The sequence below is a fragment of the Amycolatopsis suaedae genome, assembly GCF_004214935.1.
GTDB classification, from domain to species: domain Bacteria; phylum Actinomycetota; class Actinomycetes; order Mycobacteriales; family Pseudonocardiaceae; genus Amycolatopsis; species Amycolatopsis suaedae.
Window position 1 is genome coordinate 137,642 of record NZ_SFCC01000003.1, and the last position, 21,835, is coordinate 159,476.

The window sequence follows — 21,835 nt, forward strand, 5'->3', positions numbered from 1 at the left end:
ACAGCCGTGACCAAGGACATCGACTTCGCCACGTTCCAGCGGCAGGTCATCGAGGAGTTCCGGGCCAACCACGGCAGGGTCGGCGGCATCCTCGACGGTGCGACACTGGTGTTGCTCACCACCACCGGAGCGCGCACCGGCCTGCCGCGCACGAGCCCGCTGGCCTGCCTGGACATCGACGGGCGGCGCGTGGTGGTGGCCTCCGCCGGTGGCGGGCCGGCCAATCCCGCCTGGTACCACAACATCCGCAAGAATCCGGTGGTGACAGTGGAAACCGGAACCGACACCTATCCCGCCATCGCCACCGTCACGACCGGAGCCGAACGCGACGACCTGTTCGAAAAGGTATGTGCGCAGGAACCCGGCTTCGCCGAATACCAGAGCAGCACCAGCCGGGTCATCCCGGTGGTGGTTCTGCGCCCCACCGGCGCCGTGTTCGGCCCCGAACCCGCCACCACGGAACTCGTGATCGGGCAGTAGAGCCGTTACCGGGTCATGCAGTGCTCGGTCAGTTTCACGCCGCCCGGCCGCATGAACTTGGTGCACAGCATGCGGCCGTAGGGAAGCCGATGGGTGCCCGAGAACGTCGCGGTCTCTCCGAGAGCCCAGGTACGGGTTCCGGAGAATCCGATCAGCCCGTCGGGCCCCCACATCTCGAAGTACCCGTGGTCTCCCTGCTTCTGCAGGTAGGTGCCGACCTTGTAGATCTTGTCCCCACCGCCGATCAGGTCGTACTCGTACTCGACACAAATGCCGATCGGACCCCCGCACTCGCGGTGGCGAGCCAGTGGAGAGGCGGATGCGGGCGCGGCCGAGGCAAGCACGGTCGTCAGGGCGACACCCGCCGCCGCGGCGAACGCGAGGCATCGGCGACTAAGAGCGGAACTTTTCATCTGCTTCCCTGCTATCTCCCGGGGGACGGACACCGCACTGTAGGCCGGCGCCCTTGCGAAATCCTTGGAGTCCAGCGGCCGGTGATGGCGCGACCGCAGCTCACGGGCAGTTTCAGGCCCGTAGATGACGAACGAGTCCCATCGGGGTACATACAGCACCCAGCTCGCCCCGAGGTCGTTGTAGGTCTGCCGGAGCGCGGCGGTGAACGGGTCGTCGTTCGTACCGCTCCTGGTCGCTGACACCCGCTACAGACAGCCGGCAACAGCCTCGACGAAACGAGAACTAAACGGTCTCGGGGGTTCCGCGCAGGTCGGTCATGCGCTCGTCGTAGCCCGTGTCGGGGTTGATGACACGGCCGGCGGCCCACCAGTTTTCGCGGGCCGTTTCCAACACCACCAGCAGGATGTCCTCCTCGGCGACGTCGGCGAACAGCCGCAGGTTGGCCACGATCGCCCGGAAAAGGTCGTTCTTCTGCTCCGGCGTGCGCTGGTTGAACGATAGTTGGATGAACATCGTGCGCTCGCCGCGCCGCAGGCCGAACACGACCGGCTGGATGATGAAGTTGTCGGGAGTGACTTCATGAAAGACGTGGAACTGATCGTCCTGGGGGATCTTCAGCACGTCCACCATGGACTTGTGGATGGCCTCGGAAACGAGCCGGCGGTATTCGGGGGTCGTTCCCTGGCGCAGATAGACGTTGACCAACGGCATGATTTCCCCTTTTCTGGTGCGTTGTGCGGTGGGTTCAGGCGGCGGGGGCCGGTACCTGGAAACAGGTCAGCAGTGCCGAGGTGTTGAGGTACTGACCGATGAGATTGACCAGTGCGACAAGCGTTTCGGTGCCGAACGCGGCGGCCGCCTCCTGGTAGAGGTCATCCGGCACGTCATGGTCGCGGACCAACGCGACGGCCACTCGGTGCGCGACGTCGGCCTCGGCGCGCAGACCGCGGGGTGCCTCGCCCTGTCGAAGCGCCGCGATCACGGCCTCGGACACTCCTGCCCGCTCGGCGGCCGCCGTGTGGGCATACAACGCGTACTCGGCCCGCCAGTGGGCGGCAACGGTGAGGATGACCACCTCGCGGACATCCTCCGGGATGCCGGACCGGGTGATGGCTTGTGCCCATTCCAGCAGGGGACCTGCGATCCGCGGGACACGCAGCATGACGTTGAACGGGCCGACGAGTCGCCCGTCCGGCAGTGACGCCGTGTAGGCCGCCCTTCCCGCGTCGCGGACGCGGGTTGCTTGCAGGCGGTCGTACAGCGCGCGTTGCGCCTGATCGAGAGCCTCGGGTGGAACGAGTGGCAACCGGCCGCCCAAGCCGGAACCTTCCGTCGTGGGGTGCTTGTCCATACCTCCGACGGTAGAAACCGCAACGTCATTCCGCCAACGAATGCCTCGCATGCGAGGTATGCTGAATCCTCATGGAACTCACCCTCGTGGGGCTGCGGGTCCTGCGTGAAGTGGCCGAGCGGGGCTCCTTCACGACGGCGGCCGCCGTGCTGGGCTACACGCAGTCGGCCGTCTCCCGGCAGATCGCCACGCTGGAGCAGGCCGTCGGTGTCCGGCTGTTCGATCGCCATCCCGGCGGTGTGCGGCTGACCTCCGCCGGACACACTCTGCTGCGCCACGCTCTCACCGCGCTGGACGCGCTGGACGCAGCCGACCGGGAGCTGCGCGGCACCGTGGATGACGCCGGCCATGTCCGGCTCGGCTTCTTCCCGGCCGCCGGGGCGGTGATCGTGGCCCACGCCCTGGCGACCCTGCACCAGCAACACCCCCGCGTCCAGGTCACCACTCGGGAGGCGACCACCCCATCGCTGGTCAGGGCACTGCGCACCGGCGCCCTTGACCTCGCCCTGCTGTCCTCCCGGCCACCACACCGCTCACCGGACACCGACGATCCACCCCTGCACGTGGAGCCCCTCCTGGAAGACCGCCTGGTCCTGGCGGTACCGGCGGGCAGCCGGCTCGCGAACCGCCCGAACGTCACCACCGAGCACCTCGCCGACGAGACCTGGGTCGCCAGCCCGGCCAGCATCGACGAGCCCTTGCTCGGCATCTGGCCGGGTTTGCCCGGCCGGCCCGAAGTCCGCCACACCACCCGCGACTGGCTGACCAAACTGGGTCTGGTCGCGTCCGCGGCGGGGATCACCACCGTTCCGTCGATGCTGCGGTCCGCAATCCCCTCCGGGGTACGCCTCGTCACCATCGACGACGCCCCCGAGGAACGACGCCGCGTCAGCCTGGCACGCTTGCCCGGCCCGACCACGGCGGCGACCGACACCCTCGTCCACGCCCTCCGGCAGCAAGCCGCCGACCTCGCCGAGTAACCCGCTCCTTCATTCGCTCCGCGATGTCTGCACGTTCAGGGCTTCCAGCAGGAACGCCAGGACCTCGGCCCGTTCCCGTACCTCCTGCGTGACGGTCTTGCCGCCGCCGTGCCCGGTGTCCTCCCAGACCCGGAGCAGGATCGGGGCGGGCCCGGCCTGCGCGGCCTGGAGCGCGGCGGCGAACTTGTACGAATGGGGGCCCGGCGGAACCCGGTCGTCGTACTCGCCGGTCGTGACGAGGACGTTCGGGTACGACGTGCCTTCGACGACGTTGTGCAGGGGAGAGTAGGCGTACAGGTACCGGAACTGGTCCGGATCGTCGGCACAGCCGTATTCGGAGATCCAGTTCCTGGAACCGGTGAACCGGTGGTATCGCAGCATGTCGAGCACGCCGACCTCGGGGACCACCGCGGCGAACAGGTCCGGTCGCCGCACGAGTACCGCACCGGCGAGCAGGCCGCCGTTGGACTGTCCGGTCAGCGCGAGCCGCCCGGGGCGGGTCCAGCCGTGGTCGATCAGCCACTGCGTGGCCGCGACGCAGTCGTCGAAGACGTTCTGCTTGTGCTCCCGCATTCCGGCCGCGTGCCAGCTCTCCCCGCGCTCGTTCCCGCCACGCAGACCGGCGACGGCCAGCACACCGCCCTGTTCCAGCCATACGGCCAGCCACGGGGTGAAGCCCAGTGCCTTGTAGTTGAGCCCGAACCCGCCGTAACCGGTCACCAGGACAGGCCGGTTACCGTCCCGCTCGACGTCGTGCCGGTGCACCAGTTCGACCGGGACGCTGACGCCGCCGGACGAGGGCACCTCGACCGTGTAGCTGACGAACTCGTCCGGATCGTAACCCGGCAACTCGGGCCGGAAGTACGTCGTCGTCTCCCTCGTGGTGATGTCGTGCCGCAGCACCGACGGCGGCTGAGTCCACGACGAGAAGGCGAAGTGGAACACCGGCTCCTCCGGGCTGCCGCTCAGCTCGCCGCCGCTCAGCGGGACCACGCCGGGGCCGGGAAGGTCGACACAGTACGAGTCCGCGCCGTCGAGTGAGGTGACCTGGACGACGTTGTTCATCAGGTCCTCGTGCACGCTCACCAGGTGCCTCCCGAAGACGCCCGCCCGGAGCAGCAGGACCGGCAGGCGCAGCGCGCTCTCCGGGACGATGTCGCGCCAGGCGGCAGGGTCGGGCCGGGCGAGGTCGACGGCGACCAGGCGGCCGTTGGGGGCGTCCAGGTGGGTCTGGAGGTAGAACGTGTCGCCGTCGCTGCCGACGAACCGCGCCGGCGCGCCGCCCTGGACGAGGGGCACGAAGTCGCCGTCACCGTCGGCCGGACGGTACAGCACGCGATCGAACAGGAGCCCGCTGCTGGGAGCTTCGACCACGACGTACTTCCCGTCGGCCGTGACATGGGGACAGATCCACAGAACACCCGGCTCCGGCTCGTACAGCGTCTCGTCGGCCGGCCGGCCGAGCCGGTGCGAACGCAGCCGCAACCCGGTGTTCTCCGCGGTGAAGGTGCCGCCGTCCTCGGGCGGCGCCAGTGACGAGTAGACGAAACCGGCGGAGTCCGGAAACCACGCGATCGTCGGCTGCTTGACCCACTCGATCGTGTCCTCGAGTTCGTCGCCGGTCTCCGCGTTCACGACGCGCAGCGTGGTCCAGTCACTGCCGCCCACGGACGTCGCGTACACCACCCACCGGCCGTCCGGGCTGGGCTCGAAAGCGTTCAGCGCCACCGTTTCCGCGCCGCCGGCAGCCGGGTCCACCAGCACCCGGTCACCGTCCTCGTCCGACACCCGCAGGACGTCCCGCGGCCGGGTGCCGTCGTTGTGCAGGCCGAAGGTTCGCCCCGCCCGGACGACCGGGACACCGCGCCGCGCGGAGGACCACAGTGCGGTGAGGCGGTCGAGTGCCGTGCCGAACATCGGCGACGCGTGGATGTGGTCGACGGCCGCCCTGGTCTGGGCCCGCACCCACTCCCGTACCTCGGGATGTTCCTGGTTCTCCAGCCACCGGAACGGATCGGCGATCTTGGTTCCGTGGTAATCGTCGACGACCCGGGCGGTCCGGGTGGCGGGAAAGCGATCCATCAGTACCTCCGCGTCAAGGAGCGGCTGTCCACTCAGGTGCGAACGTACGTGCCGGGGTGTTGTCGTCGCGGACAAAACTCCCCACGCTGCTTGGGGAAACACCACGAACCGGTCCGGCGGACGCGGATGTGCCCGTTGGCGGATCGTCCGGAAAAGCGGCTCGACTTTGTGTTTCCGCGCTGAGGTTTCGGGCCCGGGGGTGACCGACGCTACAGCCTCCACAGTCCGGAATCCGGAACTCGGAGGTTGCGTCCAATGCCGACATCCGTCGAAGCCCCGGCCCGAACGGGCCCCGCGGCCACGGCTGCCCTGTGCGGAGTCGTCCTGATCTACACGGTGCTGGAGTCCATGCTGGCGCCCGCGTTGCCGCTCATTCAGGCCGGGGTGGACGCGTCCGCGGCGTCGATCGCCTGGGTGTTCACCGGGCCGGGGCTCGCGGCCGCGGTGTGCACGCCGCTGATCAGCAGGCTCGCCGACGTCCACGACAAGAAGAAGGTCTTCTTCGGAGTGCTGGCCGTCGTCGTTGCCGGTGTCGTCCTCGCCGGTGCGGCGACGTCGGTGCTGGTGCTGGCGGTGGGCCAGACCCTCCAGGGCGCCGGGCTCGGGTTCGTGCCGCTGGCGCTGGGCATCCTGCGTGACAGCCAGGACCAGGCCACGGCCAGGAACGGCAACGGACTCGTCATCGGCCTGTCCGGATTCGGTGTGGTGGCGGGTCTGCTGCTCGCCGGCCCGCTGCTCACCGTGCTGCCCTACCGCTGGCTGTACTGGATTCCCCTCGCCGTCCTGCTGCTGATCGGGGCCGTCGCGTTCCGGCTGCTGCCCGCCATGGCGCCCGCCGACCGTGGCAGCGTCGACTGGGCGGGGGCCGGGTTGCTGGGCACGGGCCTGCTCGCGTTGCTGATCGGTGTGACGATGGCGCCCACGTGGGGCTGGGGATCGGTCGCGTTCCTCGCGCTGGAGGCGGGGGCGGTGGCGTGTCTGGTGCTCTTCGTCGTCGTGGAGAGGCGGGTCGACCAGCCGCTGGTGGATTTCCGGGTCGGCGGCCGGGCGGTGCTGGTCACCTGCGGCGTGGCGTTCACCGTCGGCTGGTCGACCGTCACGACGTCGCTGACGATGCCGACGATCGTCGCGGCGCCGCCTGCGGTCGGTTACGGCCTCGGTTCGGACGCCGCCACCGCCGGGTTGCTCCTGGTGCCGCTGGGAGTCGTCGCCATGGTGGCCGCGTCGCTGACCGGCCGGCTGGAGCGGATAGTCGGGAGCAGGCCGTTGATGGTGCTGTCCTGCCTGCCGATCGTGGCGGCGGTGGCGGCCATGTTCGCCGGCAGGCACGACGCCTGGGTGCTGGCGTTGTCGTCCGGCCTCATGGGGTTGGGCACGGGGATCGGCCTCACCCAGGCGATGAACGTCGTCGCCGAATCGGTTCCGGCGCGACGGGTGACCAGCGTCAGCGGGCTGGTGCTGGTCATCCGGGCGGTCGGCGGGACGCTCGGCGCACAGGTCGCGGGCAGCCTGCTCGGCAGCGACACCGTCGCCGGTACGCCGCTGCCGACCTGGCCGGCGTTCAGCCTGGTGTTCCTGGTCGGCACGGTGGTGGCGATCGCGGCGGCCGCCACCGCGTTCACCCTGCCACGGCACGCCGCGTCCCGGTGAGCCCGCTCGGAGCGGGGCACGAAACAGGGCACCGGATTTGGGGTGGATCCACGAGCGCGCCACGCCGTCCACGCAGGACCATCACGTTACCTACGCATCCGGACGAAGGAACTGTGCGATGACCGAATTGACCACTGTGGACTACGCGCGGGCGGAGCGGATGCTCGCACACAACCGCGCCCGCCTCGTGCCGGGGGCGAAGATCCGGCCGCGCTGGCTCGACGACGGGACCCGTTTCTGGTACCGCCTCGACGGCGAGGACGGCCGCCGGTTCGTTCTGGTGGACCCGGACGCGCGGGTGCGGCGTCCGGCGTTCGACCACGACGCCCTCGCGGCAGCCCTGTCGGAGGCGTCGGGGACTGCCGTGGAAGGCGGCAGGCTGCCGTTCGGTGCGATCGAGATGGTCGCGGACGGCGTCGAGTTCGACGCGTTCGGGTCCCGTTGGCGCTATGCCGGCGAGGCGCTCACCCGGGTCGAGGGGCACCGGCCGGTGGCGATGGGCGAGCTGCCTTCGCCGGACGGGAAGTGGGTGGCGTTCCGGCGGGGGCACGACATCTGGGTTCGATCCGCCGACGGCGCCGAGGAATTCCCGCTGACCGACGACGGTGAGCCGTACCACGACTACGGGTCGAACCTCGATGTGGCCATGTCGCGGATCATGCTGCGGAACCTCGGGCTCACACTGCCCCCGATGGTGCTGTGGTCGCCCGACTCGCGCAGGCTGCTGACCCACCGGATCGATCAGCGGAGCCTGCCGGAGCAGGTGATCGTGGAATCCACTCCGGACGGCGGTGGCCGTCCGGTCGCGCATCACTACCGGTATCCGATGCCGGGGGACGACGAGCACGCGACGATGTCCTACGTCGTGCTCGACGTGGCCGAGCGGACGGTGACCCGCGAACAGGGCGAACCGGCCTACATCGGGTTCCGTTCCCCCATCGCGCTCAAGAAGGTTCGCTGGAGCGAGGACGGCACCGCCGTCCACTTCCTGCGCAGCACAAGGGACGCCCGCACGGTCGGGCTGTACCGGCTCGACCCGGACACCGGCGCGGTCCGGCTGCTGATCGAGGAGTCCGGCGACACCCGCGTCGACACCTCGCTGGAGATCATCGACGAGCCGCCGGTGCGGGTACTGTCCTCCGGCGAGATCCTGTGGTGGTCCCAGCGCGACGGCTGGGCGCACCTCTACCTTTACGACGCCGACGGGGCGCAGGCAGGACGGGTGACCGGCGGGCCGTGGGCCGTTCGCCGGGTACTGCATGTCGACGAGCGGGCACGCGTGGTCTACTTCGTCGCCTCGGGTCTGCTGGAGGATCCGTACGTCCGGCAGATCTGCAAGGTCAACCTCGACGGCACCGGGTTCACCCGGATGACCGAGGACCGGTTCGACCACGACGTCGTGCCGTCCAAGAGCGGCCGTGTCCTCGTCGACAGCGCGTCCGCTGTGGACACCGCGCCGCGCACCGTCGTGCTCGACCTCGCCGGCGAGGTCCTCGTCGAGGTGGAACAGGCGGACACCGGGGCGCTGGAGGAGGCCGGCTGGAGTGCCCCGGAACGGTTCTCGGCCACCGCGGCGGACGGGCTGACCCGGATCCACGGCACCGTGTGGCGGCCCTACGACTTCGACCCGGCGGGCAGTTACCCGGTCATCGACCACATCTACCCCGGCCCGCAGATCCACCGTGCCCGGCCCAGTTTCGACAGCCTGGCGGGCACCGGCGAACCGGAGGCGCTGGCGGCCCTGGGGTTCGTGGTGGTCGCGGTCGACGGGCGGGGAACCCCGGGGCGGAGCAAGGCGTTTCTCGACGAGTCCTACGGCAACCTGGCCACGGCCGGGATGCTGGAGGACCACGTCGCCGCCATCAGGCAGCTCGCCGCCCGGTACCGGTGGATGGACACCGGGCGGGTCGGGATCTTCGGCGCGTCCGGCGGTGGGTTCGCCACCGCACGCGCACTGCTGACCCATCCCGGCTTCTACTCCGTTGGCGTCGCCGGCTGCGGTGACCACGACATGCGCCACTACCTGGCCATGTGGGCCGAGCACTACCTCGGTGACCCGACCGAGGACAACCTGCGGTCGGTGTCCAATCCCGCGCTCGCCGAGAACCTGCGGGGCAAGCTGTTGCTGATCCACGGTGAACTCGACGACAACGTGCTGCCCTCGCAGACACTCAACCTGGTCGATGCGCTGATCCGCGCGGACAAGGACTTCGACCTGCTCGTCGTGCCCGGCGTCGAGCACGCGTTCCTCGGCAGGCAGCACTACATCCAGCGCCGCCAGTGGGACTATTTCGTGCGGCACCTGCACGGGACCGAACCACCCCGGTACAGCCTGCGGCCGGTGCCACTGACCGCCGACCACATCCTGGACCTGCTCAGCTGACAGCGGTGCCGTCGCCGGATCCGCCGGGCGCCCGGCGGATCCGGCGTGTTCATCGGGTCCGCCTCGCCGCGAACGCGCCGTTGAGGAACCGGACGGCGGTGCCGTCGGGGCCGAGGTCGAACGCGACGTCCCACAGGTGGTGCCCGCCGACCGCGTCGTCCGCGGGCAGGAAGCGGTGATCACCGAGGGGATAGAGCGCCGATCGTACCGCCCCGTCGGATCCGCCGACGGGGCCCGTGGCCGACACGGTGACGAACAGGTGCCCGTCCTCGCCGGTGACCCGGTAGCAGGTGTCGGCCGTCTCGTAGACACCGGCGTAGGCGGCGGTGTCGACGGGCGCGCCCGGTGTTTTCGCCGGGCGCGTCGGCTTCGTGATGCCGAGGACGTCGGTGAAGACGTGGTCGAACACGCGGTCCGCGAAGTGGTAGCCGCGGTTGGCGACGTTCACCGTGACGGCGACCGCCGCGTCGTGGCTGGGCACCCAGAGCAGGGTCGAGGAACCGCACGGGGTGGTCCCCGAGTGACCGAAGATGCGGACGCCGTCCCAGACCTTGGTGTAGGGGCCAAGGCACCAGCCGTCGGCGAACAGTTTGGTCGGCACGTCGACGTGCGGGGTCTGCATGGCCGCCACGGTCCGTTCGGACAGGACGCGGCTGCCGTCGGCCGCGAGGCCGCCGCGCAGGAAGATCCGGCCGAACCGGACGAGGTCGCCCGCCGAGCAGCACAACGAGGAACCGGCGGGCCCGTAGCCACGCGCGAAGATCCACGGCCGGGCATGGGAAACGCCCTCGTCGGCACGGACGTGGCCGACGGCGACCGGGTGGTAGACGTGGTCCTCGGGCAGGCTGGCCGAATGCCGCAGTCCCGCAGGCTCCAGCAGCCGGTCGCGTAGCGCGGTGTCCCAGTCGGTCCCGGTGATTGTCTCGATGATCAGCCCGGACACGTTGGTGGAGGCGTTCGAGTAGCCGAATCCCGCGCCCGGCTGAGTGATCACCGGCAGATCGGCGACGAGTTCGACCGCGTCGCGGACCGACTCGTCGCCCCGGCCGGTGTCGAGGTAGGGGCCGTTGTCGATCCCGCTGGTCATCGACATCAGGTGCCGCGGCGTGACGGTTTTCGTGGCCGCCTCGTCGCCGAGCCGGAAGCCGGGAACGTAGGTGACGACCGGCTGGTCGATGTCCACCTCGCCGGCCTCGGCGAGCCGCATGAGCAGCGCGGCCGTGAACACCTTGGTGGTCGAGCCGATCTGGAACAGGGTGTTCGCCGTGACCGCGCGTCCGGTGGCGGTGTTCTCCACGCCCACCGGCGTCTCGGCGAAGTCCTCGCCGACCGCGAGCGCGACCTGAGCGCCGACGATTCCCAGTTCGGCAGCGGCTGATTCGGCTACGCGGGCGAGTGCCCCGGTCTCGATTGCCATGACGTCGTCCTCCGGTGCGTCTGTTTCGCGAGCGACGCTACTGAGCTACCGGCGGCCGGAACTCGTCCACGGCAACGAAAAGCACGCCGCCGGATCGGCTGTTCTCACGAACCGGCGTCCACCGAACGGAACTGGTGCAGGCGGAGTTCGAGGAGCGCCTCGAACCGGGCGTCCCGGTCGGTGAGGTCGAGCTCGCCGATCTCGCAGAGACGCCGCAGGCGGTACCGGAAGGTGTTGGGGTGGACGTGGACGGCGGCCGCGGCCTTCGGGATGTCGCCGAGCTGTTCGAGGTACGCGGCGAGCGTGCGGGTCAGGTCCGTGCGGTGCCGGGCGTCGTGGTCCAGCAGTCTCCCCACCGCGGTCTGCCCCGGGAGGTCGTCCTGGTCAAGGGCGTCGGCCAGGCGCAGGGTCAGCAGTTCGGCCCGCAACGACCGTGCGGTGGCCGCCTTGACCCCGTTTCCGTTGTGCCGCAGGACCCGCAGGACCGCCTCGGCGTCGGCACGCGACCGGATCACCGCGGTCGCGTCCGGTGCGACCCTGCCGACACCGGCACGCAGTGCGGCGCGTGCGGTGATCCGGTCGAGGAAGTCCGTGGCCACGTGCAACGCCGCCCGGTCGCTGTCCGCGGCGGGCACGGGAAGCAGGCCGTACACGACGTCGCCGAGGGTGGTGACCGCGGAGAACCGATGCAGCGCGGCCAGATGCACCGCGAGTGAATCGGCGACGCGCCGCACGGTTCCGGCGTGCTCGATCTCGTCGTCCGCCGGTTCGGCTTCGAACGCCAGCACGCAGACGGGAGCACCGTGCAGCCCGAGACGCCGCGCGGCCTCGGCGCGGTCCCCGTTCCCGCCGATCAGCCGGGCGCAGAGTTCGGCCCGCAGCCGCCGGTCGGCAGGCGAGCCCACCCGGTCCCGGACCAGGTGCAGAGCGGCGATCCTGGACGCGTCGGCGAAAGCACGGAGCCGGCTCTCCGGAAGCGGCTCGGGCACGACCGCCCAGAGAAACCCGAGCACCTCGTCGCCCGCGCGGACCGCGACCGCGATCCGCGGTTTGAACGCCTCGTCGAGGGCGGGCACGAACACCGGCTCCGTGCTGCGGTACAGCTCGCGGAAGACTCCGCGTTCGGTCAGCAGTTGCTGGTACCGCGCGGGAACCTGTCTGCCGAGGACGGTCTGCACCCGGCCGTGGTCGGTGTCCTCCTGCCCGCTGGAGAAGGCGAGCACCCGCGCCGAGCGGTCCTCGATGGTGACCGGAGCGTCCAGCAACGTACCGATGGCGTTGGCGAGCTGGAACAGGTCGCCGCCGAATCCCTCGGCAGGCTCGTCGCCGTGGCCTGCCGGTTCGGGTGGGGTGAGCACCGTCCGCAGCAACACCACCAGCTGGTCCCACGACGCGGCCCTGCTGACCTCGAACACGCCGACCTCCAGGCGGTCCGCCGCCTGCCGGATGGCGTCGGTGAGCGGGGCCGGTTCCTTGAGCAGGACCGCCGCGGCCGAACAGCGCCCGAGTTCGTCCAGCAGGGACCGCACGGTGCCGGGATCGGCCACCCCGACGCCGAGCAGGACCCCGCCGGGCTCGACCCGTACTCCGTCGGACGGGTCGTAGATCGTCACCGACGACACGGCCCGGCCGGCCGCGGCGGGCCCGGCGACGACCCGCAGCAGTGTGCTCCCCAGGTAATCGATGATCCGGCCGAGCCGGGGCGGTTCCGTCTCGTCCACTGGGTGTGGCCTCCTCGTGGTCATGCCCCCGGGTCACGTCGCCGATACGAGCGCCTCCAGCGGCGCGAGCAGAACGGCCAGGCCGTCCTCGACGATCTCCTCCTGGGTCTGCACCTCGCCGTCCATGGCCGACCCCACCTGCCGCAGCGTCGGGTAACGCTCCTCGGGCAGGGCGGAGATCCATTGCCGTACGCCCGACCAGTACGTCGCGTTGTGGTCCCAGCCCACCCGGCCCGGGTACCGCAACGCGCAGCCGAGCAGGAACCGCTCGATGGCGGCCAGCAGGCTGACCGCCTGCCGGGGGTCCATTCCGGACTCGATCAGGACCGAGTACAGGTGCTCGTTGATCCGCAGCTGTCCCGGCGTGGGCACGTTGCCCGGGTCGAGCAGGTGCAGTCCGGGGTAGCTGATCAGCAGCCGGTAGTAGCGGCGCAGGACCTCCTTGACGTCCTCGACCGGCGGCGTGCCCGCGGGCGGGAACTCGACCTGTGCGGTGAGGTGGTCGAGGATCGCCAGCAGCAGTTCGTCCTTGTCGCGGAAGTGCCGGTACAGCGACATGGCGTTGACCCGCAGGGCGGCGGCGACCGATCGCATCGTCAGCCCGTCCAGGCCGACGTCGGACAGGAGGCCGACGGCGGCGGCGACGATGCCGTCCCTGCTCAGCGTCCCCCGGGGGGTACGCCGCTTCGGGCCGCTCTGGCCTGTGGTCACGTCCACCTCGCATCTCTCCGGTTAGCGTACTATGTAGACTACAGCGTTAAACGCCCGATGAGAACCCCTCGTCCAGTGGAGGAGCCGCATGAAGGAAACCGTGCTGGTGACCGGAGCGACCGGGCGGCGGGGCGGCGCGGTCGCGTCGCGGCTGCTGGTCGGCGGCTGGGGTGTCCGTGCGCTGACCAGGGACCCGTCCGGCCCGAAGGCGTGGGCCCTCGCGGCGCGGGGAGCCGAGGTCGTCCAGGGCAGCCTCGCTGAGCCCGCCGACGTCGAACGCGTGGTGAAGGGCGCCTACGGCGTGTTCAGTGTGCAGGCAGGTCCGGTCGAGCCCGAGCAGGACGAGGCCGCCCTGGGCAAGGAGCTGGCCGACGCCGCGCTGCGACACGGTGTGCGGCACCTGGTGTACAGCTCGACGCTGGGTGCCGACCGGTGGCAGCCTGCCAAGTGGGAGGTCGAGGAGCACATCCGCCGGATCGGGGTGTCCGCAGCTCAACCTCGCCGGTGACCTCGTCACCGCGCCCCGGGCAGCTGCCGCGATCAGCGCCGCGACCGGCCGGGAGGTGCCCTACCGTCAACTTGACGCCGACGAGCTGCGGGCGATCCACCCCGCCCTGGTCGCCGCCGCGGAGATGTTCAACGCACCGGACTTCCGCTACCCCGAGATCGACCTCGACGGGCTGCGGGCGCGCCACCCCGGTCTGCTGACGTTCCCGGCGTGGCTCGACCGGGGCGGCGCGGCCGCGATCGCCGGACTGCTCGGCTGACCGGGCGTCAGCGGCAAGCGTCAAGCACGCCCGTACAGCTGGTCAACCAGGGTGAACAGGTCGACCACGTTGCCCGCTTCGTCGACCACGTGCCGGCCGGGGCCGTTGAGGTAGGGCGTGTCCAGGCGTCCCCGTGAGTCCGCCGTCAACAGGCGTTCGGCCGAGTAGATTCCCAGCGCGGGCAGCGCGCCCTCGCTCAGCACGTCCAGCACGCGCTGGGCGTGTTCCCGCCGCGGGAACTCCTCGTAGCTGTCGACCACAATGGACAGACCGCGCACCAGGTTGTCGCGGGCACGCGCGCCCCGCAGAACCTCCACGATGTAGCTCGCGTCGTTGAGCTGCGGGTAGGTGGCAGGCGGCTCCAGTCGCAGCAGCAGGTTCCAGGCAGGATCGCCGCTGCCGGCGAGCAGGTCGAGCAGGTTCTCGTGCCGCACGGGCGTGCCGCCGGCGACGGACCTCCGGATATGGTCCGCCAACAGGTCCAGCCCGGGTGACGGGCAGAACACCCTGGCGCGATCCGCGCAGCCGACGGCGGCGAGCTCGGCCCACACGTTCCGTCGGAACAGCTGGGCGACCCGGTTGTGGCGGGCGTCGACGAGGTCGAACCAGTTCAGCGCCAGCTCCCTGTCGACGAGTCCGCGCTGGACGGCGTCGAGCAGGTAGCCGTAGTACTGCACACGCGGGACCTCGACCACGACGGTCAGCGGCAACGATGCCGGCAGGGTGGCCGCCACCTCGGCGATCGTGTGGGGCAGGTGGGCCGCGGTGAGATATTCGTAGAGCGAGAACTCGTCGTCCACGGTGATCCGGCTCAGGCGGACGGCTTCCGGCCACCGCGTCAGATGCCGCAGCAGGGGCGGGCTGCCGCCGTTCTCGTCCCAAAATCTCAACGTATTCTCGCTGAACAGGCAGATACCGGAGTGAATGGACACCGCGTTCACGCCCGCCAGTGACCGGGGCAGGTTCTTGGCACCGCGCAGGTGCACATGGTGGCGGCCGCGCGGGAACCGTGCCTCGACGAAGACGTCCTCGCTGCGGTGACCGGTCCGCACCGACAGGGCACGGTCGCCCTTGGCCAGCTGGTCCGTGCCGAAGAAGGTCGCAACGCCTTCCACGCGCCTGGCCGCACGGGACACCGGACGGCGGACCTGGCCGCCGCCCGGCGCGAGCGATACGCAACTCATGCCGCGCACTCCGCGGACAGGATGCTCCGCACCGTCGGCGAGGACGTGGGAACGCAGTACCGCGGGCGGGTTCGGCTCGCTTTCCTGGTGTACGACCAGGAGCGTGTCGCCACGCCGGCCGGGCTCCCGAACGGCCGTGCTCCCGGACACCCCGTACGACGTCACCGTTGCCTCCGGCCGGTCCCTCAGGCGTTCCACGAGACGGGAAGCGCGCTGGGGAGGATGAACATGGAGTCCGTGTCGAACGAGATCTCGTGCTCGGGCACGGCGAGTTCGAGGTCGGTGAACCGCACGAAAAGCGTCTTCAAGGCGATGGTGACAACCATGCGTGCCTGATGGACACCGAGGCAGAAGTGTGGTCCGGCGCCGAAGGTCGGATCGGCGTTCTCCGTGCGATGGACGTCGAACCTGGCCGGATCACGATAATGGGACGGGTCCCACGTCGCACCGAGCATGGTGGCGCAGACCGCGTCGCCGCGCCGGATGGTGACGCCGTGCATGTCGACGTCCTCGGTGGCGATACGCGGCAGCCCGAGAACACCGTTGTGGTGGTACCGCAGGACCTCTTCCGCCGCGCGGGGCCAGAGGTCCGGATCGGCCCGGCATTCGCGGAGCTGGTCGCCGTGTAGCAGCAGCGTGAGCGGGCCGGTGGCCAGCGGGGACACGAGCGATCCCACGCCCACGACGATCAGATACGAGGCGGTGCCGTGGAGTTCGGCCTCGCTGAGGGTGCCGTTCTCGTGCGCGGTGAGCAGAGCCCCGATCGGGTCGTCCCGCTCGGCGGGATCGTCGTCCCGGCGGGATTCGACGATCCGGCGGCTGAACTCGGCGATGCTGGTGGACGCGGTGGCCAGCTCGGCAGGGGTGTTACGGAAGGCGGTCTGGACGGAGAAGCTGTCCACGAACGCGCCCACCATCTCCGGCGGGATCTTGAGCAGCGCGCAGGCGATGGCGGGCGGCAGCGGGGCGGCGAACGACTCGACGAGATCGGCCGTCCTGGTCGGCCCGTCGGCCAGGACGTCCAGCGTCTCGTCGATCAGCCTGGTGACCTCCGCACGGTGCCGTTCGGTGGCCGCACGGGAGTAGTAGGGCGCGACGATGCGGCGGACCCGGGTGTGGTCGGGCGGGTCGAGGTTGAAGATCGAGCCCTGGACCGCGGTGGTGTCGTCACCGACGATGCGCGGCGCGTGGTGGAAGGCGAGGTTGCGGGAGAAGCGCCGGTCGGTGAAGACGGCGGCGATGTCGTCCTTGTTGGTGATCATCCACGCCTGGGCACCGGACGGCAGCCGCACCGGGCAGACGGGTCGATGCTCACGAGCCCAGTGCACCAGCGGTGGCGGGGTACCCATTCGACCGGGCGGAAACGGGTAGCGCAGGGGCAGCTCGGGAGAGGTTTCCGGCATCGGCACAGCACTCACGACGTAACACCTTTCCCAGTACACGAACAGGTCGTCACACGGTGGCCCGCAGCAGCACGGCCTGCGGTGCCGCCAGATAGTTCGTCCAATACTCCTTGCCGTAGTGGGCGACGCCCTCGTCGGAAACTTCGAGCGCTGACCAGGAGACGTCGGTGAACCCGGCCGACTTGGCGGCATGCTCGTACGCGTCGCGTGACCACCAGTGGGCGGTGACACTGAACTTCCGCCCCAACTGTTCCGAGTGGAGCGTGACCGGTGCCCCTTCCCCCTCACCGTCCTGGGTCAGGGTGAACCCGTAGCCGGCGTAGTAGTCGCGATCACGCCGGTAGCCGGGGTTGAGGGTGATCGCGACCAGCCGGCCGGTTTCGGGGGTCAGCGCGCGCCGGGCGGTGACGAAGAACCCGGCCAGCTCTTCGGTGGTAGCCGCGTAGCAGAACACGTAGACCGAGGAGACGAGGTCGAACCGGCCGTCGGTACCGGGGTCGCCGCCGGGAGCCGGCCGCATGGCATCACGGTGCAGGTACCTCGCGTTCTCCGGAGTTCCAGGGCGGTCCCTGGCTGTGGCGAGCATGCCTTCGGACGTGTCCATGCCGACCACCTCGGCTGCGCCCCATTTGGCGAAGCGACGGGTGTACAGCCCCGTGCCGCAACCCAGGTCGAGCACGCGAAGCCCGGTCACGTCCCCGGCGGCACGGCGCAGCGAGTAGTGCTCGAGATGCTCCCGGAACGGCAGGTCGACGGCAGAACGCTCGTATACCTGCCCCAGGTCGTCGAACTGTGCCACGGTTCCTCGCTCCCTTTCCATGTCCGTGCGTGGCCGGCCGGAGTGGGCGAACCAGAACAACCCGGCGCTGACCACGGCTATCGAGGCCAGCACCAGCCACACCCGGTGATACGCGGCCACCATTCCGGCCGCGTCCGGAGTGCCCAGCACCGCGACGAAAAGGCTCACCCCCGCCAGCGCACCCAGCTGCCGGAAACAGTTGTTGACGGCCACCCCCACACCGAACCGTTCGGCGGGAAGCGCTTCCGCGGCGGCGCTGTTCAGCGCCGAGAGGGCCAGACCGATGCCGACGCCGTTGATCACGAGCGAGGGAAGCCAGTGCGCGACCCAGTCCGGCGTGGCGTCCGTGCGCACCGCCAGCAACAGCACGCCGAGTGCGTAGCAGAGCGCACCCGCGGTGAACACCGCCCGGGGCCCGTACCGGTCGGTCAGCCGGCCGGCCAGCGGTGCGACGACGGCCGTCACCAGGGCGGCCGGGCTCACGGCCAGCGCCGAGCGCAGGACCGAGTACTGCCATACGCCCTGCAGGTACAGCAGGCTGGACAGCAGCACCGCGAAGAACGACACCGAGAACACCAGCGTGACCACATTGGACGCCTGGAAGTTCCGCACCCGGAACAACGTGAGGTCGACGGCCGGGTGCGCCGCGCGGCGGGCACGCCAGACGAACAGCGGCACCAGTGCCGCACCGGCGCCGAGCGTGGCCAGCACGAGCGGGTCGAGCCAGCCCAGCCGCGGCCCGTGGATCACGCCGAAGCTCAGCAAGGCGGGCGCGGCCGCGCTGAGCGCGACCCCGGCGGGGTCGGGCAGCCCGCCGGTACGGTGCCTCGGCGGCCCGGCAGGCAGCCGCGTGGTCCACCAGGCCGCCGCCAGGCACACCGGCACGTTCACCAGGAAGACCCACCGCCACGTGCTGTACTCGATGAGCAACGCGCCGGCCGTCGGACCGATGGCGGTGGCGACCGCGCCCATCCCGCCCCAGATGCTGATCGCCCGGGTCCGCCTGTTCGGCGGGGTCGACCGCAGCAGCAGTGCCAGCGACGACGGCACGATGACCGCGCCGAAGACAGCTTGCGCGGCGCGAGCCGCGATCAGCACGGCAAGGTTCGGCGCCAGCCCGCACAACGCGCTGGACACCGCGAAGCCGGCAAGCCCGACCCGGAACAGGCGGGTGCCGTCGAAGACGTCCGCGAGCCGCCCGGCGGGGAGCAGCACCGCGGCGAACACCAGGCTGTAGGCGGTGAGTACCCAGACCAGGGCGGTGATCCCGGCATCGAGGTCGCGGCCGATGGTGTCGAACGCGACGTTGACGATGGTGGTATCGAGGAACACCACGAACACCCCGAGGCTGGTGAGCGCCAGCGCCCGGAGCGCGAACGGTCCGGTCATGTCAGCTCCACATCCCGACGAGGACGTACAGGGCCGCCGCGACCGCGGCGCACAGCACGAGCACGTAGGGCACGAAGAACCGCCGCAGCCGCTGGGCCACCAGGCCGATCAGCGCCAGCACCGCGCCGACGACACACACCACCCGCAAGCCGCGGGCCTGTAGTGAGTTCCACGCCCACTCCGCCGCCGGTACCCCGGCCTTCCCCGCCTCGGCCGAGTAGACCTTGTAGGGAATGCCGCTCGGTGGCTGGTTCCACACCGCGTCCGCGCCTTCCCGGGAAATCTGCTCGGCCGCGGTCGCGTGCATCCTGGCCGTGGTCAGTGGCTGGGGGACCGCGGCTCCCGGTGAGGTGTAGAGCAGCAGCATCAGCACTCCGCCTGCCACACCGGCCAGTACGGTCGTCGCGATGAGCCTGGGTGCCACCCGCGGCGCGGCCGCGCACAGCACGCCCAGCAGCAGTTCGGACAGCAGTGGCCAGCTGACCGCCTCGGCCGCCGCCCACAGCGCCACGAACAGCAGGCCCCAGCGGGAAGCGGCGAACCGGGCAACGCGGCGCCGGGTGCGGCTGTCTCGCCACTCGTACCCCTCGGCCAGCTCGGCCACGGCGGCGCGGGCCCGTTCGGCGCTGGGGTTCTCCAGCGGTGCGCCGATCCGGACGCCGACCGGGCGCGGCCGCAACCATCCGCCCTTGGGCAGGAGCTCGTCGGTGCCGCACACCGCCACCGGCACGACCGGTGTCCCCGCGGCCTCGGCGAGGGCGAACGCGCCACGGCGGAACCGCGTCGCGTCCTGGTTCCGGCTGCCCTCGGGGAACACGACGACCGCGTGCCCCTTCCTGAGCAGCTCCACGCCGACCCCGTCCAGTTCGCCGTAGCCCTTGTGGCTGCGGTGGACGGGAAAGGTCGAGACGAGCACCGAGCACGCGAACCTGCGCAACCGGCTGTGGAACCAGTAGTCCCGGGCGGCCGCGAAGCGGGGTGCGTGGTGGGCGCGTATCGCGGTGATCAACGCCACCGAGTCCGCGTGGGAAACGTGGTTCGCGACCACCACGCACCCGCCCGTGGGCAGCTTGCCGGACACCGAGACCCCACCGAGAAGGAAGAAGACGACCCGCCAGAGCCATCTACGCAGCCATGCCGCCGCGATCGCGCCCGTCGCGGGCCTGCCCGTCAGCACGACGGGCTCGACCATCGCCCTGCTGTTCATCCCCTCACCCCAACCAGAATCAGTGTGAAAAGCAGAGAATCGATGCGGTCGAGCAGACCGCCGAAACCGGGCACCCAGCGGCCGGTGTCCTTGACCCCGGCGCCGCGTTTGACCATGGACTCCAGCAGGTCGCCGACCACGCACCCGCTGACCACGGCGAGCCAGAGCAGCACCGTGAACCCGCCCGTCGCCACGAGTGCGACGGCAGCGAAAACGGCCGAGCCGAGCACGCCCGCCCAGGTCTTCGCCGGGGACAGCGGGGACAGCGGACGGGCGAGCAATCCCTTGCGGCCCAGCGCTTTGCCTCCGCACCAGCCGCCGATGTCGGCGAACGCGACGGCCACGCAGATCGTGATCACGGTGGTTCCGAGCAGGACGAAGCCGGTTAGGGCGACGGGTAGCCACAGCAGGCCGAACGCGGTCCGGGCCGCCCGTGCGGCCCCGTCTTTGCCGTCCTGCGAGAACAACGGCGGCAGTACGGCAAGCACAAGCAGCAGCGCGGCAGCGGAAAGGGTGAGCCCTTCCGGGCGCAGCCAGGCGAACAATGGCAGGGTGACGCTGGCCAGCACCAGCGCCGCGCAGTCGATCGGACGCAGCCCGACGAGCCGCGCGTATTCGACCGAGCCGGCAATCCCCAGGCCGACGGCCAGCACGGCGGAACCAGGCGTGCCGAACGACACGGCGACGCAGACGAGGATCGCGGCGATCAGCCAGGTGCGCCAGCGCCGGCGAAGTTCCGGGCCGCCGAAGGCGAGCACCAGGGCACCGCCTACCACGAGCATCACGATCATGACGAGCCCGGCACGCATGATGACGGGGTCGCGCCAGGGCGTCACGGCTGGTCCACCGAAGGCTCCCGGCCGCAGTGCACGGCGATCCGGCTCAGGCGCAACGCACCCGTGAGCAACGAACCGGCCAGCACGACGACCGCCGCGGTGCTGTACCACCCGGTCGCCGCGGCGAGCACCGCCACGAGACACCGTTCGGTCTTGCCCATCGGCCCGCCGTTGATCCGGGGTGCCCCGGCGGCGGCGCCGGACAGCGCGATCCAGGACGGCACGGAACTGGCCAACGCGGCCCCGGCGACGAGGGGCAACGGGACGTGCGGCAACAGGCCGGCGAGCACGAGGAGGTCCGCGGCACGATCGCCGGCTTCGTTGAGCACGGCCCCGAACCGGGTGCTCCGCTGAGTCTCCCGTGCCACCGTGCCGTCGAGATTGGCACACGCGAGGCGGGCGATCAGCAAGAGTGTCACGGGAATCGCGGCTACCGGTGCCGGGGTGAAGGCGAGCGCGAGCCCGGCACCGCCGGCGCAGACCACCCCCACCACGCTGATCAGGTTCGGCGAGACAGCGCGACGAACCAGCACGCGTTCCACCGCGGTCAACCGTGCGGCAAACCAGGGTTTCAGCGCGTACAGACCCTCCATGCCAAGCAATGGTCCGGGTAACGCACTAAGGGGATGACTAGAACTTCCTGGCGGGCGCTGAGTGTGCTGGTTACCCGCGGGTTGTCAGTCCACAGTAGACGGTCCATTGCGGAGACCGGGGGAGGACAGGTGGAGCACTTCGTAGTGCTCGGTCGCGTACTCGTCCCCGGCGGGCGAATCTGCCCACAGGACGAACCGCAGCAGGTGCCAGTGGTGCGGGTCGACGGCCAGGGCGGCGGTGTGCACGCCGTCCTGGGTGGCCAGCCGGCGTAGTTGCTGGGCTTCCCGCTCGATCAGCGTTGTCAGGCCGCCGTGGGCGTTGTGCCGCGGGCGGGCCCGGCGTGGCAGGCGACACCCGTCCAGTGCCGCACGAGCCACCCGCTCGCGGATTATCGCCATGTCGTAGTCGGCCGGCAGGGTGATCTCGTACTGCTTGGCGTACACGGGAATGCCGTCCTTGGTCGGGGT

At 70.4% G+C, this 21,835-nt stretch carries 20 protein-coding genes; 6 read left to right on the plus strand and 14 right to left on the minus strand.

The genetic code is table 11. From position 1 onward, the window contains the following. Nucleotides 1-6: 6 nt before the first annotated feature. Nucleotides 7-480: a nitroreductase family deazaflavin-dependent oxidoreductase gene (locus EWH70_RS06695; protein ID WP_130474387.1), complete on the plus strand. Its 474-nt coding sequence runs from the start codon at nucleotides 7-9 to the stop codon at nucleotides 478-480. A gap of 5 nt (nucleotides 481-485) precedes the next feature. On the opposite strand, the gene EWH70_RS06700 is transcribed toward EWH70_RS06695, so the two are convergent. Genes EWH70_RS06700 through EWH70_RS06710 form a run of 3 tightly spaced genes read right to left on the minus strand, consistent with a single transcriptional unit; the run spans nucleotide 486 to nucleotide 2,245 of the window. Next, complete coding sequence (locus EWH70_RS06700) at nucleotides 486-1,136, minus strand: hypothetical protein (RefSeq protein ID WP_130474388.1); 651 nt, start codon at nucleotides 1,134-1,136, stop codon at nucleotides 486-488. A gap of 40 nt (nucleotides 1,137-1,176) precedes the next feature. Next, nucleotides 1,177-1,605, minus strand: a complete 429-nt coding sequence (locus EWH70_RS06705) for a tautomerase family protein (protein ID WP_130474389.1) — start codon at nucleotides 1,603-1,605, stop codon at nucleotides 1,177-1,179. A gap of 34 nt (nucleotides 1,606-1,639) precedes the next feature. Beyond that, nucleotides 1,640-2,245: a carboxymuconolactone decarboxylase family protein gene (locus EWH70_RS06710; protein ID WP_130474390.1), complete on the minus strand. Its 606-nt coding sequence runs from the start codon at nucleotides 2,243-2,245 to the stop codon at nucleotides 1,640-1,642. Between the two features lie 71 nt (nucleotides 2,246-2,316). Between EWH70_RS06710 and EWH70_RS06715 the strand changes: the two genes are divergently transcribed. Beyond that, on the plus strand, nucleotides 2,317-3,225 hold the full coding sequence (locus EWH70_RS06715; RefSeq protein WP_130474391.1) for a LysR family transcriptional regulator: 909 nt from the start codon (nucleotides 2,317-2,319) through the stop codon (nucleotides 3,223-3,225). A 9-nt stretch (nucleotides 3,226-3,234) separates the two neighbouring features. Here the strand turns inward: EWH70_RS06715 and EWH70_RS06720 are convergent, their stop codons facing one another. Further along, complete coding sequence (locus EWH70_RS06720; protein WP_130474392.1) at nucleotides 3,235-5,307, minus strand: prolyl oligopeptidase family serine peptidase; 2,073 nt, start codon at nucleotides 5,305-5,307, stop codon at nucleotides 3,235-3,237. A 255-nt stretch (nucleotides 5,308-5,562) separates the two neighbouring features. Here EWH70_RS06720 and EWH70_RS06725 point away from each other — a divergent pair, with 255 nt between their 5' ends. After that, entirely contained in the window at nucleotides 5,563-6,957 is a 1,395-nt protein-coding gene (locus EWH70_RS06725) for an MFS transporter (RefSeq protein ID WP_130474393.1), read from the plus strand. Between the two features lie 118 nt (nucleotides 6,958-7,075). Next, nucleotides 7,076-9,340: a S9 family peptidase gene (locus tag EWH70_RS06730; protein WP_130474394.1), complete on the plus strand. Its 2,265-nt coding sequence runs from the start codon at nucleotides 7,076-7,078 to the stop codon at nucleotides 9,338-9,340. Nucleotides 9,341-9,389: 49 nt separating this feature from the next. Here the strand turns inward: EWH70_RS06730 and EWH70_RS06735 are convergent, their stop codons facing one another. From EWH70_RS06735 to EWH70_RS06745, 3 genes are all read right to left on the minus strand, one after another. After that, the gene (locus tag EWH70_RS06735) at nucleotides 9,390-10,757 is read right to left on the minus strand and encodes a serine hydrolase domain-containing protein (protein WP_130474395.1); all 1,368 of its coding nucleotides are present in this window, start codon (nucleotides 10,755-10,757) and stop codon (nucleotides 9,390-9,392) included. Nucleotides 10,758-10,861: 104 nt separating this feature from the next. Further along, nucleotides 10,862-12,478, minus strand: coding sequence for a helix-turn-helix domain-containing protein (locus EWH70_RS06740; RefSeq protein ID WP_130474396.1), 1,617 nt, complete (start codon nucleotides 12,476-12,478; stop codon nucleotides 10,862-10,864). 33 nt (nucleotides 12,479-12,511) lie between these two features. Then, on the minus strand, nucleotides 12,512-13,189 hold the full coding sequence (locus EWH70_RS06745) for a TetR/AcrR family transcriptional regulator (RefSeq protein WP_165436181.1): 678 nt from the start codon (nucleotides 13,187-13,189) through the stop codon (nucleotides 12,512-12,514). Nucleotides 13,190-13,277: 88 nt separating this feature from the next. Between EWH70_RS06745 and EWH70_RS35780 the strand changes: the two genes are divergently transcribed. Further along, nucleotides 13,278-13,697 carry an NmrA family NAD(P)-binding protein gene (locus EWH70_RS35780; RefSeq protein ID WP_205669047.1) on the plus strand — a complete coding sequence of 140 codons (420 nt, stop codon included), beginning with the start codon at nucleotides 13,278-13,280 and terminating at the stop codon, nucleotides 13,695-13,697. Between the two features lie 55 nt (nucleotides 13,698-13,752). After that, nucleotides 13,753-13,956, plus strand: coding sequence for a hypothetical protein (locus tag EWH70_RS35785; RefSeq protein WP_205669048.1), 204 nt, complete (start codon nucleotides 13,753-13,755; stop codon nucleotides 13,954-13,956). Between the two features lie 20 nt (nucleotides 13,957-13,976). Here the strand turns inward: EWH70_RS35785 and EWH70_RS06755 are convergent, their stop codons facing one another. From EWH70_RS06755 to EWH70_RS06785, 7 genes are all read right to left on the minus strand, one after another. Beyond that, on the minus strand, nucleotides 13,977-15,140 hold the full coding sequence (locus EWH70_RS06755; RefSeq protein WP_130474398.1) for a hypothetical protein: 1,164 nt from the start codon (nucleotides 15,138-15,140) through the stop codon (nucleotides 13,977-13,979). A gap of 185 nt (nucleotides 15,141-15,325) precedes the next feature. Next, nucleotides 15,326-16,558 carry a cytochrome P450 gene (locus tag EWH70_RS06760; protein ID WP_130474399.1) on the minus strand — a complete coding sequence of 411 codons (1,233 nt, stop codon included), beginning with the start codon at nucleotides 16,556-16,558 and terminating at the stop codon, nucleotides 15,326-15,328. A gap of 34 nt (nucleotides 16,559-16,592) precedes the next feature. Next, nucleotides 16,593-18,731 (minus strand): DHA2 family efflux MFS transporter permease subunit, encoded by a 2,139-nt coding sequence (locus tag EWH70_RS06765; RefSeq protein ID WP_130474400.1) that lies wholly within the window; start codon nucleotides 18,729-18,731, stop codon nucleotides 16,593-16,595. 1 nt (nucleotide 18,732) lies between these two features. Beyond that, on the minus strand, nucleotides 18,733-19,938 hold the full coding sequence (locus EWH70_RS06770) for a lysophospholipid acyltransferase family protein (RefSeq protein ID WP_205669049.1): 1,206 nt from the start codon (nucleotides 19,936-19,938) through the stop codon (nucleotides 18,733-18,735). Then, the gene (locus EWH70_RS06775) at nucleotides 19,935-20,774 is read right to left on the minus strand and encodes a phosphatidate cytidylyltransferase (protein WP_205669050.1); all 840 of its coding nucleotides are present in this window, start codon (nucleotides 20,772-20,774) and stop codon (nucleotides 19,935-19,937) included. Before EWH70_RS06775 ends, EWH70_RS06770 begins: the two co-directional genes overlap by 4 nt. Further along, nucleotides 20,771-21,307 (minus strand): CDP-alcohol phosphatidyltransferase family protein, encoded by a 537-nt coding sequence (locus EWH70_RS06780; RefSeq protein ID WP_205669051.1) that lies wholly within the window; start codon nucleotides 21,305-21,307, stop codon nucleotides 20,771-20,773. The genes EWH70_RS06775 and EWH70_RS06780 overlap by 4 nt, the downstream gene beginning before the upstream one ends. Nucleotides 21,308-21,451: 144 nt before the next feature. Continuing rightward, on the minus strand, nucleotides 21,452-21,811 hold the full coding sequence (locus EWH70_RS06785; protein ID WP_130474402.1) for a DUF4865 family protein: 360 nt from the start codon (nucleotides 21,809-21,811) through the stop codon (nucleotides 21,452-21,454). Between the last annotated feature and the right edge of the window lie 24 nt (nucleotides 21,812-21,835).

Excerpts from the sequence above, each read along its gene's own strand:
- EWH70_RS06705 (WP_130474389.1), bottom strand. The coding sequence starts at position 1,605 with ATGCCGTTGGTCAACGTCTATCTGCGCCAGGGAACGACCCCCGAATAC.
- EWH70_RS06770 (WP_205669049.1), bottom strand. The coding sequence starts at position 19,938 with ATGAACAGCAGGGCGATGGTCGAGCCCGTCGTGCTGACGGGCAGGCCC.
- EWH70_RS06720 (WP_130474392.1), bottom strand. The coding sequence starts at position 5,307 with ATGGATCGCTTTCCCGCCACCCGGACCGCCCGGGTCGTCGACGATTAC.
- EWH70_RS06735 (WP_130474395.1), bottom strand. The coding sequence starts at position 10,757 with ATGGCAATCGAGACCGGGGCACTCGCCCGCGTAGCCGAATCAGCCGCT.
- EWH70_RS35780 (WP_205669047.1), top strand. The coding sequence starts at position 13,278 with ATGAAGGAAACCGTGCTGGTGACCGGAGCGACCGGGCGGCGGGGCGGC.
- EWH70_RS06765 (WP_130474400.1), bottom strand. The coding sequence starts at position 18,731 with ATGACCGGACCGTTCGCGCTCCGGGCGCTGGCGCTCACCAGCCTCGGG.
- EWH70_RS06725 (WP_130474393.1), top strand. The coding sequence starts at position 5,563 with ATGCCGACATCCGTCGAAGCCCCGGCCCGAACGGGCCCCGCGGCCACG.
- EWH70_RS06755 (WP_130474398.1), bottom strand. The coding sequence starts at position 15,140 with ATGAGTTGCGTATCGCTCGCGCCGGGCGGCGGCCAGGTCCGCCGTCCG.
- EWH70_RS06710 (WP_130474390.1), bottom strand. The coding sequence starts at position 2,245 with ATGGACAAGCACCCCACGACGGAAGGTTCCGGCTTGGGCGGCCGGTTG.
- EWH70_RS06715 (WP_130474391.1), top strand. The coding sequence starts at position 2,317 with ATGGAACTCACCCTCGTGGGGCTGCGGGTCCTGCGTGAAGTGGCCGAG.
- EWH70_RS06730 (WP_130474394.1), top strand. The coding sequence starts at position 7,076 with ATGACCGAATTGACCACTGTGGACTACGCGCGGGCGGAGCGGATGCTC.